This is a genomic window from Streptomyces sp. NPDC031497 (assembly GCF_055580905.1).
In genome coordinates this window covers 186363-205886 of record NZ_JBVIKO010000017.1, presented here as the reverse complement: position 1 = coordinate 205886, position 19524 = coordinate 186363, and the positions used below count along the sequence as shown (strand labels likewise).

At 72.3% G+C, this 19524-nt stretch carries 20 protein-coding genes and 1 pseudogene; 12 read left to right on the top strand and 9 right to left on the bottom strand.

What is annotated here, in order from left to right; translation table 11 throughout:
* Nucleotides 1-2 precede the first annotated feature (2 nt).
* Nucleotides 3-431: a VOC family protein gene (locus tag ACZ5K7_RS31040; RefSeq protein ID WP_468918353.1), complete on the bottom strand. Its 429-nt coding sequence runs from the start codon at nt 429-431 to the stop codon at nt 3-5.
* Between the two features lie 99 nt (nt 432-530).
* Here ACZ5K7_RS31040 and ACZ5K7_RS31035 point away from each other — a divergent pair, with 99 nt between their 5' ends.
* Nucleotides 531-1439, top strand: coding sequence for a pseudouridine-5'-phosphate glycosidase (locus ACZ5K7_RS31035; RefSeq protein ID WP_468918350.1), 909 nt, complete (start codon nt 531-533; stop codon nt 1437-1439).
* A complete protein-coding gene (locus ACZ5K7_RS31030) occupies nt 1439-2350 on the top strand; it encodes a carbohydrate kinase family protein (protein WP_468918348.1) in 912 nt (303 codons plus the stop codon). Before ACZ5K7_RS31035 ends, ACZ5K7_RS31030 begins: the two co-directional genes overlap by 1 nt.
* A 58-nt stretch (nt 2351-2408) precedes the next feature.
* Here the strand turns inward: ACZ5K7_RS31030 and ACZ5K7_RS31025 are convergent, their stop codons facing one another.
* On the bottom strand, nt 2409-3203 hold the full coding sequence (locus ACZ5K7_RS31025) for a methyltransferase domain-containing protein (protein ID WP_468918345.1): 795 nt from the start codon (nt 3201-3203) through the stop codon (nt 2409-2411).
* A 278-nt stretch (nt 3204-3481) separates the two neighbouring features.
* On the opposite strand from ACZ5K7_RS31025, the gene corA reads away from it, so the two are divergent.
* Entirely contained in the window at nt 3482-4609 is a 1128-nt protein-coding gene (gene corA / locus ACZ5K7_RS31020) for a magnesium/cobalt transporter CorA (protein WP_351694977.1), read from the top strand.
* Between the two features lie 114 nt (nt 4610-4723).
* On the opposite strand, the gene ACZ5K7_RS31015 is transcribed toward corA, so the two are convergent.
* Nucleotides 4724-5356 (bottom strand): nucleoside/nucleotide kinase family protein, encoded by a 633-nt coding sequence (locus ACZ5K7_RS31015; RefSeq protein WP_351694979.1) that lies wholly within the window; start codon nt 5354-5356, stop codon nt 4724-4726.
* A 205-nt stretch (nt 5357-5561) separates the two neighbouring features.
* Between ACZ5K7_RS31015 and ACZ5K7_RS31010 the strand changes: the two genes are divergently transcribed.
* The 3 genes from ACZ5K7_RS31010 (at nt 5562) to ACZ5K7_RS31000 (ending at nt 8618) form a co-directional block, all read left to right on the top strand.
* Nucleotides 5562-6263, top strand: coding sequence for a DUF2293 domain-containing protein (locus tag ACZ5K7_RS31010; protein WP_351694981.1), 702 nt, complete (start codon nt 5562-5564; stop codon nt 6261-6263).
* A 165-nt stretch (nt 6264-6428) separates the two neighbouring features.
* On the top strand, nt 6429-6908 hold the full coding sequence (locus ACZ5K7_RS31005) for an anthrone oxygenase family protein (protein ID WP_351695444.1): 480 nt from the start codon (nt 6429-6431) through the stop codon (nt 6906-6908).
* 222 nt (nt 6909-7130) lie between these two features.
* Nucleotides 7131-8618: a glutamate synthase subunit beta gene (locus ACZ5K7_RS31000; RefSeq protein WP_468918341.1), complete on the top strand. Its 1488-nt coding sequence runs from the start codon at nt 7131-7133 to the stop codon at nt 8616-8618.
* A gap of 753 nt (nt 8619-9371) precedes the next feature.
* On the opposite strand, the gene ACZ5K7_RS30995 is transcribed toward ACZ5K7_RS31000, so the two are convergent.
* The 3 genes from ACZ5K7_RS30995 to ACZ5K7_RS30985 form a co-directional block, all read right to left on the bottom strand.
* A complete protein-coding gene (locus tag ACZ5K7_RS30995) occupies nt 9372-10154 on the bottom strand; it encodes an SAM-dependent methyltransferase (RefSeq protein ID WP_468918338.1) in 783 nt (260 codons plus the stop codon).
* A gap of 83 nt (nt 10155-10237) precedes the next feature.
* The gene (locus ACZ5K7_RS30990) at nt 10238-10513 is read right to left on the bottom strand and encodes a DUF397 domain-containing protein (RefSeq protein WP_089100964.1); all 276 of its coding nucleotides are present in this window, start codon (nt 10511-10513) and stop codon (nt 10238-10240) included.
* Nucleotides 10514-11374 carry a helix-turn-helix domain-containing protein gene (locus ACZ5K7_RS30985; RefSeq protein WP_351694987.1) on the bottom strand — a complete coding sequence of 287 codons (861 nt, stop codon included), beginning with the start codon at nt 11372-11374 and terminating at the stop codon, nt 10514-10516.
* A 500-nt stretch (nt 11375-11874) separates the two neighbouring features.
* Between ACZ5K7_RS30985 and ACZ5K7_RS30980 the strand changes: the two genes are divergently transcribed.
* From ACZ5K7_RS30980 to ACZ5K7_RS30970, 3 genes are all read left to right on the top strand, one after another.
* Nucleotides 11875-12450, top strand: coding sequence for an ATP-binding protein (locus ACZ5K7_RS30980; protein ID WP_351694989.1), 576 nt, complete (start codon nt 11875-11877; stop codon nt 12448-12450).
* Complete coding sequence (locus tag ACZ5K7_RS30975) at nt 12447-12881, top strand: hypothetical protein (RefSeq protein ID WP_468918334.1); 435 nt, start codon at nt 12447-12449, stop codon at nt 12879-12881. The genes ACZ5K7_RS30980 and ACZ5K7_RS30975 overlap by 4 nt, the downstream gene beginning before the upstream one ends.
* A gap of 547 nt (nt 12882-13428) precedes the next feature.
* Complete coding sequence (locus ACZ5K7_RS30970) at nt 13429-15291, top strand: ABC transporter ATP-binding protein (protein ID WP_468918425.1); 1863 nt, start codon at nt 13429-13431, stop codon at nt 15289-15291.
* On the opposite strand, the gene ACZ5K7_RS30965 is transcribed toward ACZ5K7_RS30970, so the two are convergent.
* The 3 genes from ACZ5K7_RS30965 to ACZ5K7_RS30955 all read right to left on the bottom strand — a co-directional run bounded on the left by ACZ5K7_RS30965 (nt 15288) and on the right by ACZ5K7_RS30955 (nt 17765).
* The gene (locus ACZ5K7_RS30965) at nt 15288-15467 is read right to left on the bottom strand and encodes a hypothetical protein (RefSeq protein ID WP_351694993.1); all 180 of its coding nucleotides are present in this window, start codon (nt 15465-15467) and stop codon (nt 15288-15290) included. The genes ACZ5K7_RS30970 and ACZ5K7_RS30965 overlap by 4 nt on opposite strands.
* Nucleotides 15468-15621: 154 nt before the next feature.
* Complete coding sequence (locus tag ACZ5K7_RS30960; protein ID WP_468918331.1) at nt 15622-16266, bottom strand: DUF899 domain-containing protein; 645 nt, start codon at nt 16264-16266, stop codon at nt 15622-15624.
* Between the two features lie 92 nt (nt 16267-16358).
* Nucleotides 16359-17765, bottom strand: coding sequence for an amidohydrolase (locus ACZ5K7_RS30955; RefSeq protein WP_468918328.1), 1407 nt, complete (start codon nt 17763-17765; stop codon nt 16359-16361).
* A gap of 122 nt (nt 17766-17887) precedes the next feature.
* Between ACZ5K7_RS30955 and ACZ5K7_RS30950 the strand changes: the two genes are divergently transcribed.
* The 3 genes and pseudogenes from ACZ5K7_RS30950 to ACZ5K7_RS30940 all read left to right on the top strand — a co-directional run.
* Nucleotides 17888-18844 (top strand): endonuclease/exonuclease/phosphatase family protein, encoded by a 957-nt coding sequence (locus ACZ5K7_RS30950; RefSeq protein WP_468918326.1) that lies wholly within the window; start codon nt 17888-17890, stop codon nt 18842-18844.
* A gap of 93 nt (nt 18845-18937) precedes the next feature.
* On the top strand, nt 18938-19330 hold the full coding sequence (locus tag ACZ5K7_RS30945) for a hypothetical protein (RefSeq protein ID WP_468918323.1): 393 nt from the start codon (nt 18938-18940) through the stop codon (nt 19328-19330).
* A 23-nt stretch (nt 19331-19353) separates the two neighbouring features.
* Nucleotides 19354-19440 (top strand): annotated as a pseudogene (locus ACZ5K7_RS30940) (SMI1/KNR4 family protein); the annotation flags it as partial.
* Between the last annotated feature and the right edge of the window lie 84 nt (nt 19441-19524).

Sequence of the window (19524 nt, the reverse complement as noted above, 5' to 3'; positions counted from 1 at the left end):
GGTCAGTCGTAGTGCCGGGCCTCGACGACATTGCCGTCCGGGTCGCGGAAGTAGAAGTTGCGCGGGGCCTTCCCGCGGGCACCGAAGGAGTCATGGCCGATGTCGGTCATGGGGACGGCATGCTCGGCGAGGCGGGTGCGCAGGGCGTCGAACGCGTCGGACGCCAGGCACAGGCAGACGTGGTTCACCGGGTGGCCCGTGCTGTCGGCGGTACCGGGGAGCGCGGGCATGTGTGCGGCGAGGGTGTGCGGCGCCAGGTCGAGAATCGTCTCCTCGTTGACGCGTACGGAGGGGAAGGACACCTCTCCCGCGGTGAACTCGACGACCCGCATCGGCTCCAGGCCGAGCATGCGCTCGTAGAAGCCGGCCGCGGCGACCGGATCCGCGACCCAGAGGACGACATGGTCCAGACGTGCCATGTGATGCGTCATGCGGCCCAGGCTGGTGGCGTCCGGCACAGGCCGCAAGCGTTTAGCCGGGTGTGCCGCCCGCCAGAGATGAGGGAAGACCGACGGACAGGAGGCAGGCGCGTGGTGCTGGTGATGTCGGAAGAGGTCCGTGAGGCGCTCGGCGCGGGCCGGGCAGTGGTGGCCCTGGAGTCCACGATCATCGCGCACGGGCTGCCGCGCCCGCGCAACCTCCAGGTGGCGCTGGAGCTGGAAGAGGCGGTACGGCACGAGGGTGCCGTGCCCGCGACCATCGCCGTGCTGGACGGGCGGCCCCATGTCGGCCTGGCCAAGGACCAGTTGGAGCGGGTCGCCAACGAGGACGGGATCCGCAAGCTGGGCCACCGCGACCTCCCGCTCGCCGTGGCGGCGGGGGCCAGCGGGGCGACCACCGTGTCCGCGACGGCACAGCTGGCGGCGCTGGCCGGCATCCGGGTGTTCGCGACGGGCGGTCTCGGCGGGGTGCACCGGGAGTGGACGGTGACCCAGGACGAGTCCGCCGATCTGGGTCTGCTGGCGCGCACCCGGATCACCGTGGTGTGTGCCGGCGTGAAGTCGATCCTGGACGTGCCGGCGACCCTGCAGCGTCTGGAGACCCTGGGCGTGGCGGTGGCCGGTTACGGCACGGACCGCTTTCCCGGCTTCTATCTGTCCGACTCCGGGTATCCGGTCGACTGGACGCTGGAGACCCCGGCGCAGGTCGCGGAGGTCATGCGGGCACAGGATGCGCTCGACGCGGTGGACACATCGCTGATCGTCGCGAACCCGGTCCCGGAGGCGGAGCAGCTCGATCCCGTGCTGCACGCGCGTGTGCTCGCGGACGCGCTGCACGCGTGCGACGCGGAGGGGATCACCGGTCAGGCGGTCACGCCGTTCCTGCTCGGCTATCTGGTCCGGCACACGGACGGCGCCTCGCTGGAGGCCAACCTGGCGGCCGTGCGCGGCAACGTACGGCTGGCGGCGCGGATCGCGTCGGCGTGGGCCAGGGGGTGATGGCGGCCCGAGAGGGCGCGCTGCTGGTCGTCGGGGACGTCGTCACCGATGTCGTCGCGCGCCACCGGGGTCCGCTCGCGACCGGCACGGACACGGCCGCCGTGATCCGGACCGTGCCCGGCGGGGCGGGCGCGAACGTGGCCTGCTGGGCCGCCCGTACGGGCTGTGCGGACGTCCGGCTGCTGGGCCGGGTCGGTGCGGACGCGGCCGAGTGGCACGAGCGGGAGCTGCTCGCGGCCGGGGTGCGGCCACGGCTCGTGGTGGACCCCGAGGCCGCGACGGGGACGGTCATCTGCCTGGTCGACAACGGCGACTCGGCCGAGCGCACCTTTCTCACGGACAGCGGGGCGTCGCTGCGGCTGGAGCCCGCCGACTGGTCGGACGCGCTGCTCGACGGGGTCGCCCGGCTGCATCTGTCGGGTTATCTGCTGTTCTCCGAGCCGAGCCGGGCGCTGGTGGCGGTGGCCCTGGCGTCGGCACGCGCGCGTGGCGTGCCGGTGAGCCTGGATCCGGCGTCGGCCGGGTTCCTCGTGACGCTGGGCGTGGACCGCTTCCTGACGCTCGTCGAGGGCGTGGACGTCCTGCTGCCGAGCCGGGACGAGGCCTGCCTGCTGACGGGACTGCACGATCCGGCGGACGCGGCGGCCGAGTTGAGCCGCCGTGTGCCGCTGGTGGTGGCCAAGGCGGGGGCGGACGGTGCGCTGGTCGCCGAGGGGGGCGGCGTCCTCGCGCGGGTTCCGGCCGAACCGGCGACGCCCCGGGACACCACGGGCGCCGGTGACGCCTTCACCGGGGCGTTCCTCGCCGCGTTGGTGGCCGGCGCGGCTCCCGGGGAAGCGGCGGCGCGGGGCTGCCGGGCGGGCGCGAGGGCGGTGGAACGTGTGGGGGCCAGACCGCCCGTCCACGGCTGACACGGCACCGCGACGGAATCGGCGGGCAGGCGCCTTTGCCCGGCCCTTTGCCCGGGGTCTACTCCTTGCGGCCCCATGCAGAGATCATCGGGGCCGTGGCGAGGTCCATGGTGCCTGCCGCCACGTTGGCGAGGTGCTGGTCGATCTCCTCGTCGGTGGCCAGCCCCGCGGTGACGAGCCGACCGCGGATCTGCCGGACCGTGGCCGACTCCAGGGCGGTGCAGGCGGGCGAGGCGACGGGGAAGTAGGCGTCGGCCTCCACGTGGTGCAGCCCGGCCTCGCGCAGCAGCCGCGGGAGTTTGCGGCCGTAGGACAGATCGGCGCCGCGTTCGGCGAGGAGCTTGCGGAAACCCTGGCGCAGGCGGTTGGCGAGCCGCTGCTCGGGACCGTACTCGTAGGGGCAGGTCAGAGGCTGGAGGGCGGGGTCGGCGTCCTCGATCAGCAGCCGCCCGCCGGGGCGCAGGGCCTTGATCATGGAGCGCAACGCCCGTTCCCGGTCTGGGACGTGGACCAGGACGAGCCGGGCATGCACCACATCGAAGCCCTCACCCGGAGGCTCCTCGGCGCCGACGTCGTGGGTGCGGACCTCGACCGGTGCGTGGGCGGCCGTGGCGAGCAGCGAGGTGTCGATGTCGGTGGCGACGACCTGGCCGGTCGGTCCGACCTTCCCGGCCAGCCAGGACACCACCGAGGTACCGCCGGCCCCGACCTCCCAGCAGCGCCGGCCCGGTCCGAGACCGAACGCCTCGAGGTGCCGGAAGGTGGTGGGGTCGAAGAGGGCGGCGAAGGCGTCGAAGCGCTGTCCGGCCTCGCTCTGGCGGTTGTCCAGGAGATATCCGTCGGCTTGTGTCATGAAGCGATCATCCCAGTTGCCCGGGTTGTCCGGGACGGTCAGGCCTCCGGTCCGGTCGAGACTCAGGGACGGCGGGAGTGCGTCCGCCGCGCACGGGCAACTCGTGGCCGGCCGGTGCGCGGAGGCGAACAGGCCTCGCGAGACCGGGTTGTCCACAGGCGGGAACCAACCGGAACCGGCTGCTCCCACAGGCTTACCCGTGTCTCACGCCGGGCTGGCAGACTTGCCCGGCAGGGCGCGAAAGCGTTGCGCGAAGGGATCCATGCAAGGAGATCCGGATGACGATGGCGGGGAATCTGCGGAAGGTCACAGAGCTGGGCAGGGCCGGCGGCCTGCGCAAGGTGGCGCGGCTGGCCCGACGGCGGCCCCGCGTCGACCTGAACCATCACGCGCGGTCGCCGCTGGGCTCCTCGGTGGTCAACTGCGTGACGTACGAGGAGGGTGTGCGGGTCCCGGAGTGCAGCGATCTGTACTCCGCCGTGGAGCGGGTGCGCAAGAAGGGCGAGGGGTTCGTCTGGCTGGGGCTGCACGAGCCGACGGACAGCGAGTTCGCGGGCATCGCCGAGTTGTTCGACCTGCACCCGCTGGCCGTGGAGGACGCGGTCGAGGCCCATCAGCGCCCCAAGGTGGAGCGGTACGGCGAGACGCTGTTCGCGGTGTTCAAGACCGTGTGTTACGTCGAGCACGAGAAGCTGACGGCGACCAGCGAGGTGGTGAACACCGGCGAGATCATGGTGTTCGTCGGCGAGGAGTTCGTGATCACGGTACGGCACGGCCGGCACGGCTCGCTGGGGCCGCTGCGCGAGGAGCTGGAGGCTACGCCGAGCCAGCTCGCCAAGGGACCGGCTGCGGTGCTGCACGCGATCGCGGACCATGTGGTCGACGACTATCTGAACGTCACGGACGCGGTGCAGGCCGACATCGACCAGGTCGAGGCGGACGTGTTCGCGGAGAACGGGGCGCGGGCCGATCCGGGGCGGATCTACCAGATGAAGCGTGAACTTCTGGAGCTGAAGCGGGCGGTGGTGCCGCTGGGCAGGCCCATGGAGGAGCTGACCACCCGGCCGATACGGGTGATCGCCCCGGAGATACAGGCCTACTTCCGGGACGTGCTCGACCATCTGATGCGGGCCAAGGAGCAGATCGCGTCCTTCGACGAACTGCTCAACTCCATTCTCCAGGCGCATCTTGCGCAGGTGACGGTCGCTCAGAACGAGGACATGCGGAAGATCACGGCCTGGGCCGCGGTGATCGCCGTGCCGACGATGGTGTGCGGGGTGTACGGCATGAACTTCGATCACATGCCGGAGCTGCACTGGCGGTTCGGCTACCCGCTCGTCATCGGCGTCATATCCCTGGCCTGTCTGGTGCTGTACCGGGGCTTCCGGCGCAACGGCTGGCTCTGAGCCCCACGACCGGCAGCACCGACCCCCACGACCCCGCGGCCGCCACGGGTCCCCACGAAGGCGGTTCGCCGGACCGGCCGCCGCGGGCGGATCGCCGGGCCCGTCGCGGGTGGCTCAGCCGCTCCATGCCGGATGCCGCGGGTCGTCGGCACGGACCAGGACGTCGGCCGTGCCGGCGGGGTCGCTCTCGGCTTCGTAGCGCTCGAAGGCGGGGAGGGTCCAGTGCTCGGACTCGGGGGTACGGCGGCGCAGGGCGCCGGGGGACAGCAGGAGGTGGACGGTCAGGTCGAACGGGAACCAGTGCCGCAGCAGAAGCGGTCCGTGCAGCAACAGGAGGCCACCGGGCGGGAGGTGGACGTAGGGGCTGCGGGTGGCTCGGTCGGTGGCCGGGTCCCACAGGTCGGGCAGGACACGTCCGGTCCCGCCGGGGTCGAGGGGACCGAAGACCTCCCGCCACAGGGCGTTGGTGTCGAACCAGCCGCCGTAGTACGACTCCGCGTCGCGGCGACCGTGTTCCAGACGCAGCGAGGCGGGGCGCAGAAAGCCCTCGGCGCCCACGACGACCGAAGGCCGGCCCCGCAGGCGCAACGCCTCCGCGACGCGTTCCGCGAGGTCCCCGGGCCGGGCGGCCGGGGCACCGTCGAGGGCGACACGCGGCCAGGCGCCCCCGTCGGCGGGCTTGAGCTCGGCCAGTCGCTCGGCAAGGCGCTCGGCGAGCCGGTCCCAGGTGATCGCTTCGAGTCGCACGGGGTCATGATGCCGCGTGGGCGGGGCTGCGGACGTGCCGGGGCCGGGGCACCCCAGCGAGGTGCGTCAAGATGCCCGATGCCCTGAGTCGCGGGTACGGCCCACGGCGACCGGGTCGTGCCCCCGCTCCCGGCCGAACCGCCGGTCGTGCGGCCGCCGCCGTACGCACGTGGGATACCTCGTCCGAAAGGGGAAAGAACCGCATATGACGCGCCTCGCAACTCCCCCTCACCTCGGTGGACTTCTGGTGGTGCAGCCCCTTCGGCACAAACGGTGTGCGGCCTGTCGGCAAGGGCCGTTGTCGTTGCTGGTGCTGGAGGATGGGGCGCCGCGGTGTCTGGAGTGTGCCGATCTCGGGCATCTGGTGTTCCTGCCGCGCGGGGACACCGCGCTGACCCGGCGGTCGCGGGAGGAGAGCACGCTCTCGGCGGTGGTGGTGCGGTTCAACCGGCGCAGGAGCCGGTACGAGCGGCAGGGCGTCCTCGTCGAGGAGGCCGCGCTGGCCCGGGCCGAGACGCGGTGTCTGGCCGATGCCGAGGCGCGGCGGCGGCGCCGGGCGCGGGAAGCGAAGCGGCGGGCGGCGGAGGATGTCCGGTTCACGGCGGCCTTCGCGGCGGAGATCCTGCGCCTGTTCCCGGGCTGCCCGGTGGAGCGGGCCCGGGCGATCGCGACGCACGCCTCGCTGCGGGGCAGCGGGCGGGTGGGGCGGACCGCGGCCGGGCGGGCGCTGACGGAGGGGGCGGTGGTCTCGGCGGTGGTGGCGGGGGTACGGCATGTGGACACGCCGTACGACCAGCTGCTGATGAGCGGGGTGCCACGGTACGAGGCGCGGCGGCGGATCGCGAGGACGGTGGAGGCGGTGTTGCGGGAGTGGGAGGCCGGGGTGGAGATCCGCCTGACCGGCTGACACCGGGCAGAGGCAGAACGAGCTGACCGGTGGAGGCCGGGCGGGCAGCTGACCTACGGAGACCGGGCAGGGCAGGGCAGCGCGGGTAGGAGGCAGGGCGGGCGTGGGCATGGACTTGAGTGGCGGCGGTGTCCGAGGCGAGGGGCGAGAGTGAGTGTGGTGATCGTGATCGACGGGCCGAATTACGTACTGGTCCTGCTGGGGGTACTGGGGACCGGGCTGGTGGCGGGGGTGTTCTGCGGATTCTCGACGTTTGTGATGCGTGGGCTGGCCGCGTTGCCGCCGGCGCAGGGGGTCGCCGCGATGAAGGCGATCAACCGGGCCGCGGTGACCACCGCGTTCATGCTGGTGTTCGCCGGGTCGGCGGTGCTGTGCGCGATGATCGCGGTGGTGACGTTCGTGGTGTGGCCGGACGACGGGAAGACGGAGCTGCTGCTGGGCAGCGCGCTGTATCTGTTCGGTTCGTTCGGGCTGACCCTGGTGGCGAACGTGCCCCGGAACGAGGCGCTGGCCGGGCTGGATCCGGGCACCCCGGAGGCCGCCTCCTACTGGCCGGCGTATGTGCGTGAGTGGACGCGGTGGAACCATGTGCGCACCCTCGCGTCGGCCGCGGCGGCGGTCGTCTATGTACTGGCCCTGTCCTGAGGGAGGCATGGGAGAAAACTGACGCCCGGCTGACCTCCGTCTGGCCCCTGGCTGACCCCTGGCTGGCTCCCGGCTGGCTCCCGGCTGGCGATCGCCTGAGGAAGCCCCGGCAGAAGGCGCTGCCAGCCACTCTGCGGGCGCATCCGAGCGGACGTATCGTGGCCGAAAGAGCACCGCCCGATGACGCACGGCCTGGGGCAATCGCACACGAGGAAGTCGACCATGGCCGATCCCAAGGGTTTCATGACCACGCCACGGGAGGAGTGGCCGCGGCGGCTGGTCGAGGAGCGGGTCCGGGACTGGGACGAGGTGTACGTCCCCGGCGCGCTGCTGCCCATCATCAGCAAGCAGGCGGACCGCTGCATGGACTGCGGGGTGCCGTTCTGCCACGACGCGTGTCCGCTGGGCAACCTGATCCCCGAATGGAACGACCTGGTGTCGCGCGAGGACTGGCGGGCGGCGGGCGACCGGCTGCACGCGACGAACAACTTCCCCGAGTTCACGGGGAGGTTGTGTCCGGCGCCGTGCGAGGCGGGGTGCGTGCTCGCGATCAACCAGCCGGCGGTCACGATCAAGAACGTCGAGTGCGCCATCGCCGACCGGGCCTGGGCGGAGGGGTTCGCCTCGCCGCGGCCCCCGGAACGGCTGTCCGGTCGGACCGTGGCGGTGATCGGGTCCGGTCCGACCGGGCTCGCGGCGGCGCAGCAGCTGACCCGGGCCGGTCACACCGTCGCCGTGTACGAGAAGGACGACCGGCTGGGCGGGCTGATGCGCTATGGCATCCCCAGTTTCAAGATGGAGAAGCACCATCTGGAGCGGCGGCTGGGGCAGATGCGGGCCGAAGGGACGAAGTTCCGTACGTCGGTGGCGGTGGGGCGGGACATCGGGGCGGCGGAGCTGCGGGCGCGGTACGACGCGGTGGTGATCGCGACCGGGGCGACGGCGTGGCGGGAACTTCCGGTGCCGGGCCGGGAGTTGGACGGGATACACCAGGCGATGGAATATCTGCCGCTGTCCAACCGGGTGGGCGAGGGGGATCTGGCCCGGTCGCCGATGTCGGCGGCCGGCAGGCATGTGGTGATCGTGGGCGGGGGTGACACGGGGGCGGACTGTCTGGGGACGGCGGTGCGGGAGCGGGCCGCGTCGGTGACCCAGCTGGACATCTACGCGCAGCCGGGAGCGGAGCGGGACGAGGACGTCGAGCCCTGGCCGACGTATCCGAAGATCTACCGGCTGTCGGCGGCGCACGAGGAGGCGCGGGACCTGGAGACGGCGCCGGACGCGCACGCGGACGCGCGGTTGTTCGCGGCGTCGACGCTCCGCTTCACCGGCGACGCGAGCGGGCATGTGCGGTCGCTGCACCTGACGGAGGTGGACGCGGCGCGGCAGCCGGTGCACGGGACCGGTCGCACGCTGCCCGCCGACATGGTGCTGCTCGCGCTCGGTTTCTCGGGTCCCGACCGGGAGGACGGGCTCATCGACCAGCTGGGGGTGGACATGGAGCCGCGCGGGACGATCGCCCGGGATACGGAGTTCACCACGAACGTGCCCGGTGTGTTCGCCGCCGGGGACGCGGCGCGCGGGCAGTCGCTGATCGTCTGGGCGATCGCGGAGGGGCGTGCGGTGGCGGCGGCCGTCGACCGCTACCTGACGGGGAGTTCGCAGCTGCCGGCGCCGATATCGCCGTACGACCGGCCGATGTCCGTGTAGACGAGGGGCGGGATGCGGGGTTCTAGGTCCCCTGGAGGAGGCGGGAGTACTGCCGGAGGAGGAGCGCTGGGGCGTGCTCTCCGCCCGGCGCACGAAATCCCTTCCCGGTGGGCCGGAAAGCGGACTGCGAGCGGCTTGGGGTTCGATGCCGGTGGGATGACGGCTTTCACAGGCATGCCGCGACCGGCCGGGAGTGGGTCGTCGTGGAGCGCCCCCTCCGTCGTTCCGCCGTCAGGCGCAGGGCCACCCCCGCGCGTCCCCTCCTGTTGGCGGTCGGTCCAGGAGGGTGTTGATGACGACGCTCGACGAACGTCATGGGCTGGTCGAGGCGCAGGAGTCCGTCGCCGTACCGCTGGACCGGCCACTCGCCGCGCTTCCCCCGCGTGCCGGTTCCAAGGCCGCCAACCTCGCCCGGGCCGCCGGCGCCGGGCTCCCGGTGCCTCCCGGGCCCAGCGGCTCCTGGGCGTCGTCGCGGACGCGCCGGGGCGGGTGTTCGTGCGCTGCGGCGCCGGGGTCGGAGGGACCGGGACGACGGCGGCCACGTATCTCGTGGGGACCGGGCAGCAGTCGCCCGGGGCAGCGGTCCGGCGCGATCTCGCGGTCGGACCGCCGTCGATCGAACAGATCCATTACCGGCTGAGCCTCGGCCCCGGCCGGATGCGGCAGCCGCCGTTCCCGGTGGTGGCCGTCAGCCGGCCGGTGGACGCGCCCCGGCGCCTGTGGTCGTGGCTCTGCCCCGGGCCGAAGACGCCGTTACGGCTTGCGCCCCACCGCCCCGTACCCCGGAATCACCCCGTCGTCCTGTCCCGGTACCGGCTCACCCAGTTCCGGATGCCAGTGATGGACCACCGAGACGCCGGGGTCGACCAGGTCCAGTCCGTCGAAGAAGTGGCCGAACTCCTCCCGGGAGCGCAGCGCCAGGGTGACTCCCGCGGCTTTGAGTTTCGCGGTGGCCGCCGCCGACTCCTCCGGGGTGAAGTCGGCGGTGGCATGGGTCATCGTCAGGTAGCTGCCGGACGGCAGCTCGGCGAGCAGCCGGCCGACCAGTTCGTGCGCCCCGTCCTCGTCGGGGACGAAGTGGAGCAGGGCGACGAGCGACAGCGCGACCGGGCGGTCAAGGTCCAGGATCTCGCGCGCGCCGGCGACGATCGCCGCCGGGTCGCGCACGTCGGCCTGGAGGTACTCCGTCGCGCCCTCGGGCGTGCCGCGCAGCAGGGCAGCCGCGTGGGCCAGCACGAGCGGGTCGTTGTCGCAGTAGACGACCCGGGACTCGGGCGCGACGCCCTGGGCGATCTGATGCAGGTTGGGCTCGGTCGGGATGCCCGTGCCGATGTCCAGGAACTGCCGTACGCCCTGCTCGGCCAGCCATCGGGTGGAGCGGTGCATGAAGGCGCGGTTGACCCTGGCCATCACCGGCACCCGCGGGTCGAGGGCCAGCATCTGCCTGCCCATCTCCTCGTCGACCGGGTAGTTGTCCTTTCCGCCGAGATACCAGTCGTACATCCGCGCGGGATGCGCCTTGCTGGTGTCGATCACGAGGCTCTCCGTAAGCGTCTGACACGGTCGATGATCAATTCAGCACCATTACAAAGAAGTTGAACAAGAAAACAGGAGCAGCTTCAGGAGAGCAGGAAGTCGGCCTCCCCCGCTTTGGCGCCCTCGATGAAGGCCGTCATCTCGTCCGTGGTGTAGATCAGCGCCGGTCCGTCGGGGTCGGTCGACTGGCGGACGGCTATCCGGCCGTCGGCCAGCTTCATCGCCTCCAGGCAGTTGCCGCCGTTGCCGCCGCTCCACGGCTTGTGCCAGCCCTCGCTGCCCAGTTCCCGGGCGGGCATGCCGTTGTAGATCCGTTCGGTGCGGTTCCGTGGTCCGGACTGGGGTTTGATGCGATCCATTCACAGCTCCTTGCGGAGATCCCGGAGGATCTCCTTCGTGCGTTGTGCCGTAGCGGCCTGCGCCGCCATGCGGTCCATGACCTCGAGGTGGGTCGCCACCTCGGTACGCGCGTCCAGGTAGACGGCGCCGGTCAGGTACTCGCTGTAGACCATGTCCGGCAGTTCGGGCATGGCGAATCGGAACAGCACGAAGGGCCCGTAGGTCCCCGGGTGCGGCCCGCTCTCGAACGGGGCGACCTGGAGCGTCACATTGGGCAGCTTCGTGACCTCTAGCAGCCGGTCGATCTGCGCGCGCATCACCTCCGGGCCCCCGACCGGGCGGCGCAGGGCGGTCTCGTCCATCACGGCCCAGAAGCGGGGGGCGTCAGCGCGGGTGAGCAGATCCTGGCGTTGCCTGCGCAGCGCGACATGGCGCTCGATCTCCTCCGGCTGGGTCTGGCCGACGGCTCCCGACTTCAGCACCCCGCGCGCGTAGTCCTCGGTCTGCAGCAGCCCGGGCACGAAGTGCGGCTCGTAGGAACGGATCAGGCTCGCCGCGCCCTCCAGGCTGACGTACATGGAGAACCAGCCCGGCAGGATGTCGTGGAACCGCTGCCACCAGCCGGGCTGGTTGGCCTCCTCGGCGAGCCGGACGAAGACGTCGGCCTCGTCGTCGGTCACCCCGTAGGCCTTCAGGAGCAGTTGGAGGTACGGGATCTTGAGGGCGACCTCGGCCATCTCCATACGGCGGACGGTGGCGGGCGCCACGCGGAGCACACGGGCGGCCTCCTCGCGCTTGAGCCCGGCACGTTCGCGCAGGTCAAGGAGGCGCCTGCCGAGGACCACCTGGCCCACGGTCGGCGCGGACCGCGGCTCGCTCACGCTCCACCTCCACGAAGTTCCCTGACCGGACGGCCACTTGTGCGCGTCGGCGGCACAGCCGCCGCCACATACAGGTGTCACCCGGCTACAGGTGTCAGCGGCATGCTGACAGCCCAGCGGCGCCATTCGAAGACTCATTCGAGGCTCCGGCGGAACGACCAGGCCGACAGAGTGACCGAATTGACCAAAACAACCGGAAACTCCCGGTTGATTCGCATCGATCGCATTGGCCGGATCGGTCCGCCGGATCCTCACTGATCCCAACTGGCGCCGCTCGACATGCTGTTGCGAGCAGTGTGCCACGGCCCTTCACCGCGTCACACAGCACTCTGCATTTTTCAGAGTGACTCTTGCCAAGTGTTCACGGCGGGGCGATAGTGGCAAGCGTGATTCCGTCCGCGCCCTTAGGAACAGACGCCGTCGGCGACCGTCTCGGTCTCGGCGCCGCCGCGGTTGTCGCCCCTGGTAGGGGCGCTGCCGAGCGCCGGTTCCGGTTCGAGTTGGCCGCTCATCCGGGTTCCCCCGCCCAGGCGAGACGCCTGGTGCGTGCCCGGCTGACCGGCTGGTCGGTCTGCGCGGACACCTGTGACACCGCCGTACTCGTCATATCCGAGTTGGTCACCAACGCGATCGTGCACACCGCGAGCAGTCGCGTGGTGTGCGAGTTGCACGACCACGACGACACGGTGCGGATAGCCGTGCATGACGAGGGCTGTGCACCCGACGAGCCCCACCCGTCCCCGCAGCGTCCGGACGAGGAGCACGGGAGGGGGTTGCTCCTCGTCGAGGCTCTGTGTCAGGCGTGGGGGGCTCAGGAGCATGGTCCCGGGCTGCTGGTCTGGGCGGAGCTGCCGCGCCAGACCGATGCCGTCCAGGACACCGCCGAACCCCGCAACGACCTGGGGTGGGGCGCCCGCCCCGACCCGGGCCCGTCGCGTGGCTCGTCCCGCGGGCCCTCGCGCGACCCGTCGCACGGGCCCGCGCACAGCCCGGTCCACCGTCCCTCGCCCGGTTCCGGGGAAGAGGGGCAGTCGGAGGCGGCGCTGCGCCCGGTGCCCGGGCGGAGGCAGGCGTGAACGGCGTCCCCGGTTCCGGCCGGTCGCTGGGCCTCGACACCCTGGTCCGGCTGCAGCGTGGTCGGCGGCCGACGGTCGAGGACGGTGCCCACCGGCTCCCGGTGCCCGAGGGCATGACGACGCCGCTGGGCTGCGACGCCGTGGCCGTACCGGCGCGTCTCGGGCCGCTGGTGGTACCCCGGCTGCCGCGGGTGGGCTGTGTGTACGCCGACGGCACGCACTGGTGGTGGATCGTCCCGTCGGACTCCGACTACGCCCTCGGCTGGCCTGCCCCGGCCCACTACAGCCCGGGGGCCCCGCTGCCCGGCGCCGCCCGGCTGATCCACCGCCCCGCGGGCACGGTGCCGTACACCCCGCCGATACCGCTCTACCTCGCCCTGTGCCGGGTGACGGGGACGACACCGGAGTGGTCCCGCCCACTCAGCGCGTGACCGCTGCGTGACCGCTGCGCGGCTTCGGTCGACAGGGGCGTGACACCGACCGACGGAAGACCGGCTCGGCCGTCCGACGCGAGGACCGGCTCGGCCGTCCGGAGCGAGGAACCAATCGACCGCTCGAACCGAGGACCAGCTCAGCCGTCCGGCACGAAGACCGACTCACCCCTCCGGCGCAAGGAACCACTCGGCCGCCCGAACCGAGGACCAGCTCAGCCGTCCGGCACGAAGACCGACTCAGCCCTCCGCGGCAAAGACCCGCTCAGCCACTCGGCCCGAGGACCCGCTCGGCCGTTCAGGGCAAGGGCCGGCTCGGCTGTTCGGTGCGTCTCCGGTCCGCTCCGGCCTCGCCCGCACCCCTGGCGCGCTCCCCCGCGCCCCGCGAGCCCCGTCGCACGCCCTGCTCAGCGGGCGCCGTGGCAGCGATAGTGGCCGTTCATCGACGGCCCTGGGGAGGAACTCGGTGACGAAGAGGCAGGACACGGCGGCGTCCGAGGTGTCGGACTCTGAGCGGCTGCTGTTCGGAGGGCCGCTCCGCTACGACATGGGATGGAACCAGCACGGGGACGCCTTCCTGGAGCTGGACCTCCGCGCGATGCTCACCCGTCTGCCCGGCATGCTCATGTCCAGCCTGCGGCTGGCCCGCCAGGCGGACGCCGGCGCCGCGCGCGTGGTGCTGGCCGCGCAGGTGGCCGTCGGCGTGACCCAGGCCGTGAGCCTGCTGGCCGTGAACAGCGTGCTGGGCCGGCTGATCGGCACCGGGACCATCGAGGAACGGCTGCGCGGCGCCGCCCCCGCCCTGGTGATCATGGCCGCCGTGCTGTTCCTGGCGGCCCTGCTGCGAGCCGCGTCCACCTACGCGACGGGCCGCCTGGAACCCAAGGTCGAGCGGGTGGCGACCGAGATGTACCTGGAGCGCGCGGCGGCCGTCGAGCTGGCCGCGATCGAGGACCACACCTTCCACAAGCTGCTGGACACCGCGCAGTACGGCGCCTCCTCCGCCCGCCGCATGATCATGTACGGCACCCGCGTGGTGAACGCGATGATCTCGCTGATCGCGGCGGCCGGTGTGCTGACCGTGCTGCACCCGGCCCTGCTGCCGCTGCTGATCACCATGACGATCCCGAGCGCCTGGGGCGCCCTGACCAACGCCCGGCGCCGCTACGAGTCGTTCCACACCTGGGTCCAGCACGCCCGCGCCGGCCATCTGATCAGCGCCCTGCTCACCGAGCCGGAGGCGGCGCCGGAGATCCGGGTGCACGGGGTCGGCCCCTTCCTGCTGCGGCACTTCCGCGCGATGTCGGAGACGGCGGAGGCGGAGCAGGCCCGGCTGGCCCGGCTCGCCGCCCGTACCGGCCTGATCGCGGCGGCCTGGACCGGCCTGGCGACCGTCGCGACGTACGCGACGCTGGGCGCGCTGCTGCTCAGCGGGGCGATGGCCCTGTCGGTGGCCGGTACGGCGGTGATCGCGATCCGCACCGGCTCGGCGAGCCTCAACACGCTGGTGCTGGAGGTCAACACGCTGCACGAGGAGGCGCTGTTCGTGGGCGATCTGGAGCGGCTGTACGTCGAGGCGGCCGAGCGGGCGATCCCGATCGGCGGGGACCCGCTCCCGGAGGATCCGCGGGAGATCCGCTTCGAGAACGTCACGTTCACCTATCCGGGTGATGCCACCCGGCCCGCCCTGGACGACGTCACCCTCGCCCTCCCGCTCGGCCGGATCGTCGCCCTGGTCGGCGAGAACGGCTCCGGCAAGACCACCCTGGTCAAGCTGCTGGCCGGGCTCTACCAGCCGGACCGGGGCCGCATCCTGTGGGACGGCGTCGACGCGGCGCGCGCCGACCGGCACCGGCTCGCCGAGCGCATCGCGATGGTGGCCCAGGACTTCAAGCGCTGGCCCTTCACCGCCAAGGTCAACGTGGCCGTCGGCCGCTCGTCGGCGCCGCTCACCGAGGAGCGGCTCGCCAGGTCGGTCTCGGAGGCGGGTGCGGAGGAGGTGGTCGAGGACCTGCCGCGCGGCCTGGACACCCTGCTGGCCCGCAACTTCAGCGGCGGACACGAACTGTCCGGCGGTCAGTGGCAGCGGCTGGGCATCGCGCGGGCCGCCTACCGGCGCGGGCGCATCCTGATCGTGGACGAGCCGACGGCCGCCCTGGACGCCCGGGCCGAGCTGGAGGTCTTCGAGAAGATCCGCGCGCTGGCGGGCAGCGGGCAGACCGTCGTACTGATCACGCACCGGCTGGCGTCGGTCCGCCACGCCGATCTGGTGCACGTCCTCGACCAGGGCCGCGTCGTGGAGTCCGGGACCCCCGACGAACTCCTGGCGAGCGGCGGGGTCTACGCGGAGCTGTACGCGCTCCAGGCGGACCAGTTCACGGCCAAGGTGCCCGCCCGCAAGGCGGGTTAGGCCCGGGCTCCGTCGCCGCCGCGCACGATGACCAGGAACGTGTCCGTCGCCAGGTCCATCACGACCTCCGCGGGCATGCCTTCGAGCCGCCGCGCGTGCGCGAACTCCTCCGCCGGCCATGATCCTCGCGGTCCGCCTGCGGGAAAGCGTTCGAGCACGGTTCGCCCGTTCACCATCCTGCACCTCCAGAAGTGCGTCGTACGTGTAGGAGTTAACGCTCTGGAGAACACGAATGGCTCGCCTGGTGACGGTACTGAGACATAGCCGACACGTCACCGGCGCGGAGGGTGAGAGTCCGTTGACTTTCGGCCACTTTCGTGACTGCTTGTGTCAGTCCTCGTACTCGTCGTGATAGCGCACCCGGTCGCTGCCCGCGGGCACCCGGCCGAGTGCCGTCAGGTCGAGCAGGGAACTGGTCGAGCCGAGGCCGTCGAGGCCGCGGTCGCGGGCAGAGTAGGTGTGGAAGACCCGGTCGTGTTCCCGCAGGAAGCAGCTGATCCCGGGCCGTTCGACCGCTTCGTCGTCGACCACGAGGGTCGCCCCGAAGTCGCGGTTGAAGTCGCTGTGGTGGGAGGAGTACCAGGGCAGGGTCCAGCCCATCCGCGCCTTGAAGGGCAGGATCCTGGTGAACGGCGCCCGGGACACCACCGCGAACGAGGTGCCGCGCGCCCGCAGATGGGCGAGGTGGCCGATCTGGTCCAGGAACGCGGAGCAGTTGGGACAGCCGGCCTCCCACTCCGGGGCGAACATGAAGTGGTAGACGATCAGTTGGGCCAGCCCCTCGAAGAGGTCGAGCAGGGTGACCTTGCCGTCACCGCCCTCGAACACGTACTCGGGGTCCACCTCGACCATCGGGAGCCGGCGCCGTTCGGCGTTGAGCACGTCCCGCGCACGCGTGAGCGCCTCTTCCTTCAGCAGTAACTCCTCGCGCGCGGCCCGCCACCGCTCACGCGAGACGATCTCCGGAAGCGACATGGGCCCTCCTGTACGACGGTCGGTTCCGGGTGGTGACCGCGGGAGGAGAGCGAACTCATCGGTGCGGCCGAAGTTTTTTTCCGCCGTCACCGTCAGGTGTCGTACTCCTGGATGCGCCGGCCCTGACGGCGGTCGACGAGGGCGGGGAGTCGCTCCTCCAGCTCCCGTACGATCGCGGGCACATCGAGGGTGAGCAGCTCGCGGTCGCGCATCAGGAGGCGGCCGTCGACGATGGTCGTGCGGACGTCGGCCGCGCGGGCGCTGTGCACGAGCGTGGCGGCGAGGTCGTGGACGGGCTGGGTGTGCGGCCCGGTGAGGTCGACGAGGACGATGTCGGCGCGGTGGCCGGGGGCGAGACCGCCGATGCGGGTGCCGAGCCCGACGGCCCGCGCGCTCTGCAGCGTGGCGTGGTGCAGGGCCTGCCGGGAGGTCAGCCAGCGCGGATCGCCCTCGCTGGACTTCTGGATCAGCGAGGTGAGCGCCATCGACTCCCATACGTCGAGGGAGTTGTTGGAGGCGGCGCCGTCGGTGGCGAGGCCGACCGGGACGCCGGCGGCGCGCAGGGCCCGTACCGGGGTGGTGGCGGGCCAGCCGAACTTGAGGTAGCCGCGGGGCGCGGTCGCCACCGCGGTGCGGCCGCCGGTGCGCTCCAGCAGGGGCAGGTCGCGGTCGAGGATGCCGGTGCCGTGGGCGATGAGCAGCTCGGTGTCGAGGAGCCCGGCGCGGTCCAGGATCTCGATGGGGGTGGCGCCGTGCCGGGCGAGGCTGGTGTCGGTCTGGTCGCGGTTCTCGGCGGCGTGCAGGTGCACGGGCAGGCCGTGGGCGCGGGCGAGTTCGGCGGTGGCGGCGAGGTCCGCGTCGGTGACGGTGTAGGGGGCGTGCGGGGCGAGGGCGGTGGTGATGCGGCCGTCCGCGCCGCCCCGGTGCCGTAGCGCGAACTCCGCCGACCGCTCCCGCCCTTCGGGCCCTTGCGAGGAGAAGTACGCCTCTCCCAGGTGGGCCCGCAGCCCGCACTCGGCGACGACCGCGGCGACCGCGTCCATGTGGAAGTAGTGGTCGGCGAAGCAGGTGACCCCGCCCCGGATCATCTCGGCGCAGGCGAGCCGCGCCCCCAACTCCACGTCCCGCCTGGTGAGGTTGGACTCGACGGGCCAGACGACGTCGTTGAACCACGCCTCGGTCGGCAGGTCCTCGGCGAGCCCGCGCAGCGCGACCATCGGGGCGTGGGTATGGCAGTTGACGAGCCCCGGCATGGCGACTTGCCCGCGCGCGTCGATCCGCTCCACGGCGGCCGTGTCGGCGCCCGCCCCCACGGATTCGACGACTCCGTCCCGTACGACGATCGAGGCGTCCGCCAGGAAGACGATCCGTTCCTGCTCGTCGTGCGTGAGCGCGGTACAGCCGGTGATGACGAGGTCGGCGGGAGCGGAAGCACGATCGGCGGGGCTGGAGCCACGTCCGGCGGGGGTGAAGCCTCGATCGGCGGGAGCGGAGCTCATCGCCCCAACGTAGGGCAGGGTCGTCGGCCCGCGTGAGCCGAACCGCTCATCCTGTCCTGCCTCTGTCGCGTACCGGCCCGGACGAGCACGCTGGCCGCACCACCTCCTGGAAGGAGCCGGGCATGCTCCTCGGCACCTGGAACCTCGAGAACCTCTACCGACCCGGCAGCCCCTACGGCCCCAAGGACAAGTCCGCGTACGAGACGAAGCTCGCCGCCCTCGCCTCCGTGATCGGCGCACTCGACCCGACCCTGCTCGGTGTCCAGGAGGTCGGAGACCCCGGCGCCCTGGAGGATCTGGCCGGACTGCTGGGCGTGAACTGGCGCGTCGCCCTCTGCACGCACCCCGACGGCCGGGGTATCCGGGTCGGCTTCCTGGCCCGCACCGAGCTGACGGTGGTGTCCGACACGGCGGCCCTCCCGGCGCGGCTGGCCCCGGTGCAGACCGACGACTCGGGCGGAACCGTCACCGAAGCCGGGCGCGGCTTCCTGGCCGTGACGGTCCAGACCCCGGCCGGCCCGCTGACGGCGGCGGTGGCCCACCTCAAGTCCAAGCTGCTCACCTACCCCGGCGACCGCTTCTACCCGCACGACGAGGGCGAACGGGCGCGCTACGGGGCGTACGCCCTCTTCCGGCGCGCCGCCGAGGCGACGGCCCTGCGGGCGCTGGCGGACGAACTCCTGGCCGGGCAGGGCAAGTCCAGGGACGTGGCGGTGCTCGGCGACCTCAACGACGAGGTGCAGGCGGCCACCACCCAGATCCTCCTCGGCCCGCCCGGCTCCGAGCTCGGCACCACCGGCTACGACCACGCCGACAAGGGCGACGCCGTACGGCTGTGGGACACAGCCCCGCGGATTCCGGCCGAGCAGCGCTACTCCCGCGTCGACTCCGGCCGCCGCGAACTCATCGACCACATCCTCCTCAGCCACCACCTGGTCCACCGCCTGACGGAGGCCGGCACGGGCCTCCCTGGCACCACCGCGCCACCGTCCCTCCCGTCGGTGGGCGAGGACCCGGCGGAGCGCCGCGGGGCGCCGGGGTCGGACCACGCACCGGTGTGGGCGCGGTTCGAGGACTGAGGCCCCGGCTGGTGACGGGCGGGAGCGTCCGGGACGGCGGTGGTCTCCGCGACAGTCGCATCGCCGCCCTCCCGGAACGACTGGAGTCTCCCCGTGTCCGCACTGCACGACTTCGCCGTCTGGGCACCGGTGCTGCGGCTGCTGCGGACCGCCCACGCGGAACGGCTCGCCGCGCCGGGCGGTCAAGTGGCCGGACTTGTCGGCCTGTTCGGCTGGAGTCTTCCGCTGGACCGTCCCGCTCCGCCGCCCGGCCGGGTGGCTCAGGTGGAGGACGTACAGGAGAGGTTCGACGCGGTGCGAGGGGTGCAGGAGGCGCTGACCGCGGCCGGTGCCGACGACATGGCCTTCGTCGCGCGTGTCCTGCTGGACGCCTCGGCGGTGCCGCGCGGCCTCTCGGCCGCTGCCGTCGAGGTGCACAGCGAAAGGCGGCCGCTGCCGTCGAGGTGCTCGGCGAACGGCGGCCGCTGCCGTCGAGGTGCACGGTGAACGGCGGCCGGCGGCCGCTGCCGATCGTGGCCCTGGCCAACGAGATCCTCGCGCTCTGGGACCGCCCGCTCGTCCCTGTCACGGTGCTGGAGGGCGACCTGGGGCACTGACCTGGGTGGCTTCGTGGGGACAACGGACGGCGAAGGCGCCCTTCGGTTCTCCGGGCGGCCGCGCTGTCAGTCCCCCCGTCTACG